Source organism: Neorhodopirellula pilleata (assembly GCF_007859915.1).
In the GTDB taxonomy this organism is placed as follows: domain Bacteria; phylum Planctomycetota; class Planctomycetia; order Pirellulales; family Pirellulaceae; genus Rhodopirellula; species Rhodopirellula pilleata.
In genome coordinates this window covers 161,792-175,166 of sequence record NZ_SJPM01000007.1, presented here as the reverse complement: position 1 = coordinate 175,166, position 13,375 = coordinate 161,792, and the positions used below count along the sequence as shown (strand labels likewise).

General features: G+C 57.9%; 7 protein-coding genes. 1 reads left to right on the top strand and 6 read right to left on the bottom strand.

Annotated features, from left to right (window positions below; all coding sequences use genetic code 11):
• Positions 1–10: 10 nt before the first annotated feature.
• The 3 genes from Pla100_RS17365 to Pla100_RS17355 form a co-directional block, all read right to left on the bottom strand.
• Positions 11–3,475 carry a TAT-variant-translocated molybdopterin oxidoreductase gene (locus Pla100_RS17365; protein WP_146578963.1) on the bottom strand — a complete coding sequence of 1,155 codons (3,465 nt, stop codon included), beginning with the start codon at positions 3,473–3,475 and terminating at the stop codon, positions 11–13.
• A gap of 87 nt (positions 3,476–3,562) precedes the next feature.
• A complete protein-coding gene (locus Pla100_RS17360) occupies positions 3,563–4,252 on the bottom strand; it encodes a cytochrome c3 family protein (RefSeq protein WP_146578962.1) in 690 nt (229 codons plus the stop codon).
• Positions 4,253–4,573: 321 nt separating this feature from the next.
• Positions 4,574–6,436, bottom strand: a complete 1,863-nt coding sequence (locus Pla100_RS17355; RefSeq protein ID WP_146578961.1) for a sulfatase-like hydrolase/transferase — start codon at positions 6,434–6,436, stop codon at positions 4,574–4,576.
• Positions 6,437–6,605: 169 nt separating this feature from the next.
• Here Pla100_RS17355 and Pla100_RS17350 point away from each other — a divergent pair, with 169 nt between their 5' ends.
• Positions 6,606–7,412, top strand: coding sequence for an SDR family NAD(P)-dependent oxidoreductase (locus tag Pla100_RS17350; RefSeq protein ID WP_146578960.1), 807 nt, complete (start codon positions 6,606–6,608; stop codon positions 7,410–7,412).
• A 29-nt stretch (positions 7,413–7,441) separates the two neighbouring features.
• On the opposite strand, the gene Pla100_RS17345 is transcribed toward Pla100_RS17350, so the two are convergent.
• The 3 genes from Pla100_RS17345 to Pla100_RS17335 are packed head-to-tail and all read right to left on the bottom strand — an operon-like array spanning position 7,442 to position 13,292.
• Complete coding sequence (locus Pla100_RS17345) at positions 7,442–9,841, bottom strand: VWA domain-containing protein (protein ID WP_146578959.1); 2,400 nt, start codon at positions 9,839–9,841, stop codon at positions 7,442–7,444.
• Positions 9,838–12,510: a BatA domain-containing protein gene (locus Pla100_RS17340; RefSeq protein ID WP_146578958.1), complete on the bottom strand. Its 2,673-nt coding sequence runs from the start codon at positions 12,508–12,510 to the stop codon at positions 9,838–9,840. Before Pla100_RS17340 ends, Pla100_RS17345 begins: the two co-directional genes overlap by 4 nt.
• Positions 12,507–13,292: an alpha/beta hydrolase gene (locus Pla100_RS17335; RefSeq protein WP_146578957.1), complete on the bottom strand. Its 786-nt coding sequence runs from the start codon at positions 13,290–13,292 to the stop codon at positions 12,507–12,509. Before Pla100_RS17335 ends, Pla100_RS17340 begins: the two co-directional genes overlap by 4 nt.
• Positions 13,293–13,375: the final 83 nt, after the last annotated feature.

Here is a 13,375-nt window from a genome sequence, read left to right as displayed (position 1 = left end):
CAATTCGGTACTAAACGATCGGAAGCTGGAACTTGCCGACCATCCGACGTGAGTGCTTTTTCTCGTCGCCGTGAGCGTCGTCGTCATGTCCTTTGTCGTCATGTCCATGGGCATCGTGACCGTGGTCACCATGCTCGCCTTCACCATGTTCGCCATGATGGGGGGCTTCGAGGAACAGCAGGTCGTTGATTTGAGGACGGGTCATCAAGGCGACCGGCGTGTTGCGAATCCGTGACAGATAAGTCGTTCGCGGCTTAACGTTGAGCTGCGTCAACATGCCGTAGCTGCGAATATCCGACTTCGCTTTGCTGACACGTGAGGTTTCGTCAGCGATGTTGCCGAACTCGATCGCACCGGTGGCACAGGCCGCTTGGCAAGCGGTGACCACGTCGCCGTCAGCAATCGGACGACCACCGTCCTTGCGAGCTTCGATCTTGGCCTTTTCGACGCGTTGGACGCAGTAGGTGCATTTTTCCATCACTCCGCGGCCACGAACGGTGACCTCAGGGTTCAGCACCAACGATTGCAATTTGCGACTGGCCGACTCGATCGAACCGGGGTAAGCGTCGATGCCGTACCCGACGCCGACGTCTTTGTTGTAATTGAAGTAATTGAATCGACGAACTTTGTATGGGCAGTTGTTCGCACAATAGCGAGTGCCGATACATCGGTTGTAAGCCATCGCATTGATTCCGTCGTTGGTGTGAACGGTTGCCGCGACCGGGCAAACTTGTTCACACGGAGCCGTTTCGCAGTGCATGCAAGCGACCGGTTCTTGAACGATGTCGGCGTTGTCTTCATCGCCTTGGAAGTACCGGTCGATCCGCAACCAGTGCATCTCACGGCTCTTACCGACTTGTTCTTTGCCAACGATCGGCACGTTGTTTTCTGCTTGGCAGGCGATTACGCAACCGTTGCAACCGATGCACTTGGTCAAGTCGATCGACATGCCCCATTGGGGAATCTGATCTTCTCGTCTTTCGCTGCGTTCGATCTCATTGATCGGTTCAAGCCATAACGAGCCGGCGACACCGACCTTGGGAACGTGCGGGCCTTTGGCTTCGGTGAACTCGGGCAGCTTTTTCAACAGCGCCGTCGTGCCTTCGCGAACGAGTGTGAAGCTGCGGAACTCGGCTTCATCGCGTCCGAGTTCGTCGATCGCCCAGTGGTCTTGGGTCGTGCACAACTCGTATTCATTCAAGCGAGGACGGGCCTCAACGGGATAGGCCAACGCCATCGATTCGGTCGTGCGGATCGGCGAAACGTCCACGCCGACGGTCGGGATGTCTTCGCCGGCCAAACCGCCAACCATGCCAACTCGATTTCGTCCGTAACCGATGGCAACCGTGATCACGCCGGGAGCGCATCCGGGAATTTCAAAGACGGGCAAACTAACCGTGTCTTCGTCTCTTCGAATGGTGACCATCAGGCCATGTTTGGTCCCCAGCGCCCGCGCGGACTTGGGGCTCATGATGGCCGCGTTGTCCCAGGTCAACTTGGTAATCGATTGCGGCATTTCTTGCAGCCAACCGATGTTTGCGAAACGACCGTCATACAGACCTTCGCTCGGCGTGAAGATGACTTCGAACTGATCTTTGAACGTCGGATCTTCGATATCGACGATCGCTTCGGGACCTTCCGAAGGCAACTCCACCGTGACACTCGCTGCGGTCATCGGCTCGGACTCGACAACAAGTTCTTCCGAATAGCCGTCGTGAAGCAGCTTCCGCCATTGCCGATCGCTGATCGCGGCACCGGTCACTTCGTCGGCGGTGCGACGAACAATTTGTTGGATATCCGTGGTCGGCTCGTCGAGCATCAACGCCAACACTTCGGCGGAGGTTTGACCACCGAGCAACGGCAGGATCTGCGGTTGGCAAACCCCATAATGGCCGTCTTTGCCGATGCAATCGCCCCAACTTTCGAGCGGATGAACCATCGGCAGCGACCAATCGCACAACTCGGCGGTCTCATCGTCGTAGATCCCCAAGTAGATCGAATGCTCGACCCGTTCCAACGCGGTCGCAAAATCTACATCGCCGGGAGCGGTGTGTACGGCGTTGGCGTCGAAAATCAACACCGTGTTAACCACGCCGTCACTCATTTTCTTGGTCAGCTCTTTCAAATCGATTCGATTCTTCAGCTTGCCGTCCTGTGTCGCAACAAACTTCTGAATTTTGCCGAGCGAACCCAGCTTCGAGTTCATGTCGATACCGGCGGCGACCAAGTCGGCACCGAGCGGTTCGCCGACGATCACAACGCCCTTGTCACCCGCCGCGGCGAGGTCGGCGGCGGCCGAATCAAGGAATCGGTTCATCCGTTCTTCGGGCGAGATTTCGCTGTAGGCTTGGTCCGGTTCGGCCACCGTTTCCAACGCCATCTCGGCGGCATCCAGCTTGCCTGACTTGGCCTTCTCGACCCGCCGGCCCAATTCGGCCAACATTGCCGCCATTTGACTCGGGCGAATCGCCAGCCGAGCATCGGCCGCTGCGCCGGTCGTCGTGTATCCACCTTCGGCGACGTACAAACGGCTCATCTTGCCGTGAACAGGGTCGCGGTTTTGGGCGAACGACTTGGCGTTGTTGAGTGAACTGGTCGCGTTGCCGAGAAAATCCGACTGCAGCGAAACGATCACTTCGGCGTCCGAGAAGTCGAACGTTTGGCGGGCCGATTTACCGAACGCTTTGGCGGTCGCCGCTTCCATCACCCCGCCGTCGATCGCGTTGTAAACACAAACCTGCGAGGCCGGCAATTTCTCTTGCAATTTGGCGATCATTCGCAACGTCGTCGGCGAAGTCGTCGGGGGCATCAGGACTGCCACACCGTCACCTTGGCCCACCGAGCGAAGGAGGGCTTGGCCGTAATTCGCAAACGACTCCCAATCCGATTCCAAACGGCGTTTGTCTTCGCGACGAATCGGAACACCGGTTTCCCCGCGAGCCCGATCGGGATCGTACAGACCGATCACACATGCCTGCGCGTAATGCCCGGCGACGCCACCGGCTGGGTGCTCGTTGTTGGGCTCGATCTTGATCGGACGACCGTCGACACAACTGACGAGCAAATGGTAGACATCGCCGGCGAGTTCGAAATTAGTCGCACGCAAGTACGACTCGCCGGGGATTCGGCCCTCAGGACGAATCACGAACGGGGCGATCAACTCTTCGGGATAACGACAACCCGCCGCGCCCGCCATCGCCAGCGAAGCACTCATCAACTGCATCCAACGACGGCGCGAAACGCCCTCGGGAAATTCAGAAGCCGCTTTGGGGAACTCGCGGTTGAGGTAGTTCGTTGCGAAATCTTCGCTTTGATTCAGCTCCGACAAGCTTCGCCAATAAGCGGGCTTGGCCTTGACTGCGTTTGCGTTGTCTTCGACCCGGCCCACACTGCTGGGGCATTGATCCAACCCAGCGCCCTTTCGGGGCCCGGATTGTTTCGAAGTCGATTCACTCTTTTGCGAAGTCTGGGTCATCTTTATGAACAGTTAGCGAGATGCTTTTGGATTGGATTCGAAAAACTCGCCCGTCCGGTCGGGCACTTCTTTACCGGCGGCAATCCGCTACCGGTGGCAAACGGCACAGTGAACCTGCGGGTTGATGTTGTACTTTTCTTTATGCTCAGCAATTTTGGCGTCGTTCCATTCGTCTTCGCTCGGCTTCCAATCCAGCTTCGTAACGAACTCTTGAGGACGCAGGTGCGGGTCGGGGTTGCGGTGACAAGTGATACACCACGCCATGGATAGTTCTTCGGCTTGGTAAACCACTTCCATCTGATCGATCCGACCGTGACACGACTTGCAACTGACGCCTGAATTCACGTGGGCGGCGTGGTTGAAGTACACGAACTCGGGGAGGTTGTGGATTCGCTTCCAAGCCATCGAGCGACCGGTCTTCCAGCTCTCATGGATCGGCTGCAGCTTGAGGCTATCGGTGCGGACGGCCCCGAGTGCGGACTGGCCGCCTTCGCCGGCGGGCGAGTGACAGTTGATGCAAGTGGCGGTCGGCGGAATTGCCGCGTGAGCCGCCTCGAAAACCGTGTTGTGGCAATAACGGCAGTCCATTTTCAATTGCCCCGCGTGCAACGCGTGACTGAACGGGACCGGCTGAGACGGCATGTAACCGACGTTGAGGGTCTTCGGATCGGTTACCAAACCGCCCATCGCGGCAGCGTAAACGCCTCCGCCAACGGCAGCCAAACCGAGGACGCCCAGGAAGGGATTGATCCAGCGGGGAAACAAAAATCGTTTCATGATCGACCTAAATAACTCATCAGCAAATTGGATTCGCGACTAAACAATGAAACCGTCACTTCGTCATGAAGCCAACGGGAACAAGGGACCGCGCCAGCGAGAAGAGAAAGAGAGTGCAAAGCTGGTCCGCTGTCCAGTTCAAAGCGTCTTTTCCACGACGATGCTAAAGCATTTCTCGCAAAAAAAGTCACGTTGAACCGATCGCGGCCAGGGATTATCACGCGTAAGTGCCGACGGCGACAAGGCCACCGGGCTGAACGCGACATTGTGTCGCACAAGCAGGGCAGCAAATGAGCAGCCTGGCAAACTGGGCGGGGTAGCTCACGGAAGTCGACGGATCAGTTCGATCCGATTGAGCCGCATCAACTCTTGTCCCGGACAATCCACCACGGTTGCGGAGAGCTCTTGTTCGCCAGCGGACAGCTCGATCACCCCGACCTCGACGGATTCGAATTGGTCGGCCGTGGCGGTGGGATCAACGGTGTGCCGGACCGGCTCATGATCTCCGCTGCGTAGCTCGATCACCCCGCCTCGATCGACCGGTCGGCAACCGTAAGTCAAGACGACCCGATACATCCCGGGCGTTTTGACATCCAAACGCCAAACCGCCTTCTCACCGGGCATTTTCCAACCCTGAATCGTGTCCCAATCGTACCCATCAAAAACATACTCAATGTGCTCACCTTTCCATGTCGCCCAACTGGGGGAGATCTCCACCGGTTCTGCAGCCACTGGGATTCGGATCGGGGCGTAGTGGATGCCTTCGGTTACCTCGTCGAACCAACGTACGAACTCCGCTCTTAAACGACCAACGATCTCGGGATGCGTCGTGGCGAGGTTTTTTTGCTCACCCGGATCGTCCTGAAGATCAAACAGTCGCCAATGCTTTCGCTCTGGCTTCACGTCCTCGCCGATCTGGCACAGCAGCTTCCATCGGTCGTCACTGATGCTCCACCTCCGGTCTTTGCTGGGGAAATAACGGTCCCAGGTGTGATAGACATAACGATGGTGCGAATCAGCATGGCCCAATTTGAGCAACCCGACCAAGCTTTTTCCGTCGATCGCGCGGTCCTGTGGAACGGCAATGCCGGCCAATTCGCAAAACGTCGGCATCCAATCGACGTGTGAGGTTTGAGCGTTGATCACTTTTCCTGCCGGAATGGTTCCGGGCCAACGGACAAAGCACGGTGCGCGGACGCCTCCTTCGTAGGCACTGGACTTGTTCCCATTCATGCCGGCCTTGAAGAACTTGCTCACGCCGCCATTGTCGCTGGTGAAAACGACCAACGTGTTTTCCGCGATTCCCAACTCTTCTAGCTTCGCCAGCAAACGACCGACGTTCACATCAACGCGTTCGATCAATCCGTAGATGCGTGCCTCCCGGATCGGCAGCCCCCGCTTGAGGTACTTTTCGATCAATTCGTCGCCGTTGGCCTGATCGAAGTGAGACGTATCCAACAAGAACGGGGAATGCGGTGCGTTGTAAGTCAACGCACAGAAAAACGGCGTCTGTTTTTGTTTTGTGGCAGCTTCGATGAAATCGATCGATGCGTCGGTGAAGACATCGGTAACGTAACCGCGAGCTTCGACCTGAACGCCGTTGTGATAAATTTGGTCAGGAAATTGATAACGCTCGATGTGTCCGTGATAGTGCCCAAAGAATTCATCAAAACCACGTTGATGTGGTTGATAACCCGGGTACTTGCCCAAGTGCCACTTCCCAAACATACCAGTCCGATAGCCTGATTCGCGAAGCAACTCCGCGACGGTGATTTCATCGAGCCCTAATGAGTCGCCGCCGAAGCGAGTGTTGTAGAGTTCGGTCCGCAAATAGTACCGGCCGGTCATCAATCCGGCCCGAGTCGGAGCACACACAGGTGCGGCATAGTATCGGTCCAGTTGCACGCCCTGTTGCGCGATCTGATCCATGAACGGCGTGTCGATATGCGGATTCCCCGTCGCACCGGTGTCCCAATAACCTTGATCGTCAGTCATGATGAACACAATGTTCGGGCGATCGGGCGACTCGGCTTTGCTTCGCGGCGCGAAAGAACTGCCCGATAATACCGCGATGCCAACCGTGAGGACAAAATTCGCTATCTTGCGTAGTCGGTGTCCGGCGGATTCTAGGCTGCCGCTGAAAACTCGCGGGGAAAGAAGCGACTGTGTCAGGAATCGGATCATGTTGAATTCCTTTGATTGGAACGATCGTGCGTTGGACTGACTTCGAAACGAGTATCTTTCCTGTCAAGTAGCTCGTCAATTCCGAGCGTTACTATATGAGATTAATCTCGTCCAATCGCTCGTGCCGATCAACCGTCGGTGTCTTTACCACCAAGCAACGAGAACAAACATGGATTTAAAACTAACCGGCAACTTGGCTGTCATTACCGGCGGTGCGAGCGGTATTGGTTTGGCAACCGCACGGCTGTTTGCCGAGGAAGGTTGCTCGCTCGAACTGTGGGACATCTCGCCGAGCTTGAACGAGGTTGCCGACGAACTGCGGGCAATAGGAGTATCGGTCAGCACGCGGATGGTCGACGTTATCGATGGAGATCAAGTTATGCGGGCGACCACGGACTGCTTGGCAGTTCACCGACGCATTAACCATGTGGTGCACTGTGCGGCAATCGGATCGGGGAAGTATGGATTTCCCTTCACGCATGTCGCTCCCCAAGATTGGACGCGAACCTTGGAAGTCAATATTCTTGGAATGGCCCATATCGCGGCAGCCTTGACACCGACGATGGTCCAACGGCGTTCAGGTACCTTCGTCTTTCTAGCCTCGATCGCTGGGCAGATCGGTTCTCAAACCGATCCGCCTTACAGCGCGAGCAAAGCGGCCAATATCAACTTCGCGCAGTGCATGGCTAAAGATCTTGCGCCGCACAACATAAGGGTAAACTCGGTCAGCCCCGGAATGGTAAAAACGCCGCTAAATCGTTCGGTTTGGCAATCCTGGTTCGATCGGACCGAACCCAAACATCAACTCAGCTATGAGGATTGGGCCGATCGAAAAATCAAGAACATCGTTCCGTTGGGACGTTGGCAGACTTGCGAAGACGTGGCGTCGATGATCGTCTTCCTTTCATCCGACCGCGCCAAAGAAGTCACCGGTCAAACCATCAATGTCGACGGTGGCTGTGTCATGCATAGTTAACTTCCGGTAACCATTTCACTACCTAGCCATCACGCCAGTCCCCATTGTCGTCGTAGGTACCATTCGATCGACAGGGAACCGGCGAACAATACGAACAGCATCCAACCGGTGATCGGATCATCGCCCAGGCGTTTTTTCTCGATGACGACTCGTTGAGCCCGTCGACGTTGATCGGTGATCCGCTCGGCGAGTTGTTCGATTTGATCGGCGCGGAATGACTCGCCACCCGCAGCGGAGGTGGCGGAGGCGAGTCGTCCCAATAACGCGTGGTTGGGGGCGTCGGCGATAAACTCTCGGGTGTCGTCGATGACTTGAAATGGCATGGTAGACGACATGGGATTGGTTCCCTCAATGCTAACCTTCAACGAATGAATGCCTGGGGGAAGTCCGGTCGGGACGGAACCGGAAATGCGAACGAGTTGCGATTGATCGTTTTGCTGGACCGTCGTCTGGGCCGGAACGTTCTGTGTGGTTCCATCTTCCAATTGAATTTCAGCGACCCGGTTGGACACGGCGTCCGCGTTCGTCGGCGTCGCGCCCGCTCGCGTGACCGATGCGGTGAAGGCGCTGCCTTCTGATGCGATGAATCGGCGCGGGGACATTTCAATTCGGATTTGGTCCTCGTCGGTTTCCTCACGAGACAAAAGCCACAACATCAACTGACGCCAATACCGCCGATGAAACTCGTTGGCACCGCCACGCCACCATGTCCATGTCGAATCGAAAGCGACCGAGGCGACGCGGCCTTGACCGTATTCACCGATGACCATCATCGGCTGTACCTGATCGTCGGCGGTGTTGATGTTCAGTTGCTTGCCGGCATCCAACAAGACTTGGACGCCGGGAGCCACTCGGACTCCCGTCCACCGATTGGCTCCTGGCATTTCGGGAAGTGACGTCCAAGATGAATCGCCGGTCACGATCGTCGTGATCGGGTGCGGGCGTCGGACGTTCAATCGAAAAGGCTTTTTGATTTGTCCCGGCGTGGCATCCGATGCGGCACCCGCTTCACTCGCAATCGGCCCGGGAGATTGCCGCACGCTCGCATCCATTTCGACAGGCAAGACTTGGGCCAACGGCGAATCGGCATACCCGCCGGGACCGTAAGCGTGCTCGCCTCCCAATGTCAACAAGGCCGTGCCTTCGTTGACCATCTCGGCAAGTGTTCGAAGTTGTTTCTCGCCCAAGGCGGCCGAATGCAAATCACCGAGGATCACGATGTCGTAGCGTCCCGGTTGCAAATCATCGGAAAGATCGATCGGCCAGCGGGACGACGTATCTCGTGGTATCCATCGGTACGCTAGTTCTAAGTCGGGGAAACGACGAACGGCGCGGCGGAGAAACATCTGTTCCAACCTCGGCGTGCCTTCTAAATACAGCACCCTTCCTCCACCGGAGCGGACGTCGACGAACGCCAATTGGCGATCGTTGGACGTATCGGTTTCGCCCGCCGGCGATTCGGCCTGGACGATCAATCGGTACGTCCCCGCCTCGGGGGCAATCAAGGGCACTCGCAGGGGAACGGTGTCTCGGTTTCCACTCGCGGGGAGCGTGCGAGACGCCGCAATGGTGGATTGGTTGTTCTGATTGACCCAGGTCAGCGTGATCGGAATCGTTCGCCCGGGATAACCCTGAACGGCGACTTCGAACGCGATTTCGGTTTCGTTCCCTGAAAACATCCGGTAGGTTTCCGGTAACGAAACGACGGCCACATCGCGGACCGCACCGGCTTGCGAATCGGGGCCGAGCGCGACCGTCCACAGCGGCACGCCCATCGCGCCGATCAGTTTGGCCGCGTCCATCGGGCCGATATTGACCGACCCCAGGTCATCTTCGCCGGATGCCCCCGGTGTGAAGGTTTGTGTCCCGTCACCGAACAACACCACGCCGGCCAACGGCGTCGTTCGGGCCGCATCGGTGGCGGTCTGCAATGGACCAGCTAAATCCGTCAAATTGCCCGCCGGATCGATTTGCGACAAAGGCTCGATCCATTCGCCGAGGTCCTTGACCGGGCCACCGCCGATCGACGAAGTGGTTTGGTCGTATTGGAACAACGCGACGTTCAATCGCTCGTCGTTCAAGCCGAGTTGCCTCGCTAACGATTCGAGCAACATGCGTTGTTGTTCCCAGCGTGTCTGCGATCCTGAATCGGAACTGAGTTCGCCGGACGCCAACGTCATGCTGCGTGACGAATCCGCCGCGATGACTAAGGTCGCCACGGTGGGACGATTGTCGGTTTGCACCAAAGCCGGGCGCACCAGTGTCAGCACCAGAGCGATCGCGGCGAGACCACGCAGTAGCAATAAGATGCGACGACGATACGGCGTTGTCCCCGAAGGCGTCACCCACAGCAACAACGCGACGATCGCGATCGCCAACAGGACCGCGACGCTCTGTGAATCGTAAACCGGATCCCAGCTCAGGCTCATCCGCCCGCCCCGACGAAAGCACGGTCGGGTTTGGCAAGCCTTCGATCGTTGCCGTAGAAATGATTGGACAACAACTGCTCGCCCACAAACACAAACACCGCCAACAACATCAGCGGTCCGTGCAGAGCCAAGGCACCGCTACCACTACCATCGCTGACCAGCGAAATCTCGTCGACGTCATCGGTGATCGCCCAGCGACTCTCTCGTTGATCGCCGGTCTCTTGATCAGAGGCAACGTCGAACCATTTTTCCAGATCTTCGATTTCAACCCGATGCGAGCTTGACCAAGAAACCGGTAAGTTTGCCGAAACTCCACCGCCAGTGGTCTTGGTTGTCGAGATGTCAAACCTCCGCAGGAAATAAGTTCCGGGCGTCGACAGATCACGGATCGATAGGACCTCGGATTCGGCGACGGACTGAAGTTGCGGTTTGAATGGAAGTCGACCCGAGGGAAAGACTTGCCACTGCCCAGGTTCGATGGCGTCGATCGGCTTGGCTTCACTCGGCGCGGTATCGACCCTAAGCAAGGCCGTTTGACCGACCAAGAGGGTTTTCGGATCGGACTGCGAACCGACCAACCAGGACGACGCATTTCGCACGGTCACGAACGCCGGCCATGCGTCACTGCTGGTGAATAGATCGTTCCAGGTTCGCGTTACCGGACCGAGCGCTGGCAAGGGGGTCGTCGTCACGGCGATGCGTCCTTGCTCGAATGATCGCGTCAGGATGGCGGCCCTCGGATTCCCTTCGTCCGCATCATCCGTCGAGGTTTCGGAACGCTGGGCCAACGTGGCGACGACGTTCCAATCGCCGGCGGGATCGGATTGTAGCTCGGGTTGCCAAAGGGGCTCGGTTTGCCAAAATCGGCGAACCCGGAAATCGCTCCAGTTGGGTCTCGTCGAGGGACGGGTCAACGGCTCCATCATCGGATGCGGCGGCGATGAAACCTGAAAAAACGTCCCGGGTTCGGGAACCCGCCAAACGCGAACAAGCTTCGGCAACAGCGAGGCGGTGCCGGTGTCCGAAGCCACCCTCGATGAATTGACGAGCTGCGTTGACGGCCCCAACGAAATCAACAAGCCCGCACCCGCAGCGACCCGATCAGTCAGTTGTTCCAACATCGCGGTACTGAGTCCGTCCGGCGAACCGACCCAGCTGTTTGCGGTGGAGTCATAATGCACCGGGGGATCGATCATGACGACCAAATCAAAAGGCTTCCAATCGATCGCCGTCAAGTCGCGGTAGTTGACCGTTTCAATGCGGTAAGGAGCCGAGGGATCGTCGAGGTTGTGGGGCGCGACCAGAGCGGCGGCGATCACCTGGGCTTCGTCGGGTTGATCACCCACGATCAACGCGGATGCCGCTTCGGGTAAGTCGATCGTCAAATACCGCCGATTGTCCCATGCGAACGAATCATCGCCGACCAGTTCGATCACCGCGTGATAGGTTCCTCGGGGCAGAGGCGGCAACGACAGCACCACTTCGGTCGTCCGGTCGGAATGGATGTCGACCGATACGCGATCGACCGCCCGCAATCGAGGCAATACGGTTTCGCCGTCGCGAACGACCGGCAATGACGAATCGTTTTCGTAAAGCAACAATTGCACGGTTGCGGATTGCACGGTTGCGGACTGCGCGGTTGCGGACTGCACGGTTGAATCCTGTTCGTTCGATCGGACACTCAGATCCACGTCGACACTGATCGGGATGGCGGCACCCGCCGATGGCACCGTGTCGACGAAACGCGGTATCGAAAGCGATCGATTGAAAGCAACGGTGGCGTCGTCGTCGAGAATGTCGAGCAGACTGACACGCACGTCCGCTCGAGCGGCCGCGCTCAGCCGCGAGGACTGCACGTTCTTGGGAACGTCACGGTTCCATGTCGGTTCGGCCAAGTCGGTGATCACGATCACGTGGCGGTTGGTCAATTCGCTCGTTCGGACGAGTTCGATCGCCGCTTCGATCCGTTGATCGATCGGAGCGACGACGGCGAGCGGTTCGAATTGATTGAGTCGTGATCGGGCGGCGGCGAGGTCGAGGGCAAAACTGACCGGCGCGGCCGAGCGGTCGATGACGCCGACCCGGCTGCCGGCCGGCAACCGCTGCAACAATTCATTGGCCCGCTGGTTGGCGACGGCGAGCCGAGAGGGGGAATCGGCATCGCCGGTGGTCCAAGCCGAACCAGGAGAGTTGTCGATCAAGATCACGACGGCGGCGGGCTGTTCGTTTCGCAACTCGGAAACTTTGCCGCTGGCGAAAACCGCGATCGCACCGACACCAAACGCCGACAGAGCGACCATCGCCGCGATCAACAACGACCATGACAAACCGCGTGAAAGATTTCGCGAGAACGATACCGAAGCCAACGCGATTAAACCAAACGCGACGAATCCGAGCACCGCGATCGTGGTCCATGAAGACGCACTGGAAACGTCGATGTGAGGTCGTGCCAGCACCAACGCGAACACCACCACAGCCAAAATCCGCAACGCCAACAGCCACCAGCGGCGGATCTTCAATCGACTTTTTTGGTGGGTCAATCGCGACGTCAAAAAAGTCACGCCGGGGAACACGACTCGCTGGGGTTTTTGTCGAGCGAGCAGATGCAAGATGACCGGCACGCTCGCCGCCAACATACCCGCCAACAGCGTCGCGTTGAGAAAACTCATGCCGTCTCGGCGGCTTGTAATCGCAACCGCTCGACGACGCGAAACAGCGCATCGGTTTCAATCGTGTGCGGCCCCTGGAAAGCGACAAAGTCCACGTCGACGTCGCCTTCGCGGAGCAGATCCCTCAGCGCCTCGGCACTACTGAAAGGCAGGATCGGATCGATCCGGCCGTGCGATTGCAACACCTTCGTTCGGCTCAGCCGCGACAGCGACGCTTTCCACTGGTTCGCACACACCAACGTGCCGGAAAACTGAACCAACGTTTTCGGCGGCGGCATCGTGCCACGCAGTGACAAGTCCATCGTCAGCATGGCACCTTGGGAAAACCCACCCAAGCAATACGGAATCGTTTCCGGGGCGGGCGATCCCGGCATGTTCGCGAGGACCGCTTCGACGGTCTCTTGCAGCGCGCCACGGGCGACGTCGATCTCGGGCGGCTCGGCGTCGTGAAGTTCGGAGAACCGGTTGGTTTGCAATAGTTCCTGCATCGCCGCCATGTTCAACGGCCACCAAGCACGCCCTTGAGGCATTCCCAAGTCGCTCAGATCATGGGGGGCCTCGGGATAAACAAACCGCAGCGCCGCCGCGTCCCGGCCGATCCATTCGATCAGGTGCGGCGTCAACGAAGCCAAATCATCGCCGGGGGCACCATAGCCATGGCATAGGATAACGGGGATTCGAGGTTCGGCCGAACCATCGACGACGATGCAGCGAAGAGAACCGATGGTTTCAATGCGCGGTCGTGAAGGATACGAACCGGCGGATTTTTGGTAGGCATTCATCCTATTAGCGTAGGCGGCCAGAGGCGGTTTCCGCAAGCCAACCTCGTCATGAGGCATGTCCAACCTAATGCTGGCTGCTAAGA

What these genes read in the sequence shown, in the direction of transcription:
- Pla100_RS17365 (WP_146578963.1), bottom strand. Translation starts at nt 3,475, where the DNA reads ATGACCCAGACTTCGCAAAAGAGTGAATCGACTTCGAAACAATCCGGG.
- Pla100_RS17345 (WP_146578959.1), bottom strand. Translation starts at nt 9,841, where the DNA reads ATGAGCCTGAGCTGGGATCCGGTTTACGATTCACAGAGCGTCGCGGTC.
- Pla100_RS17335 (WP_146578957.1), bottom strand. Translation starts at nt 13,292, where the DNA reads ATGAATGCCTACCAAAAATCCGCCGGTTCGTATCCTTCACGACCGCGC.
- Pla100_RS17350 (WP_146578960.1), top strand. Translation starts at nt 6,606, where the DNA reads ATGGATTTAAAACTAACCGGCAACTTGGCTGTCATTACCGGCGGTGCG.
- Pla100_RS17355 (WP_146578961.1), bottom strand. Translation starts at nt 6,436, where the DNA reads ATGATCCGATTCCTGACACAGTCGCTTCTTTCCCCGCGAGTTTTCAGC.
- Pla100_RS17340 (WP_146578958.1), bottom strand. Translation starts at nt 12,510, where the DNA reads ATGAGTTTTCTCAACGCGACGCTGTTGGCGGGTATGTTGGCGGCGAGC.
- Pla100_RS17360 (WP_146578962.1), bottom strand. Translation starts at nt 4,252, where the DNA reads ATGAAACGATTTTTGTTTCCCCGCTGGATCAATCCCTTCCTGGGCGTC.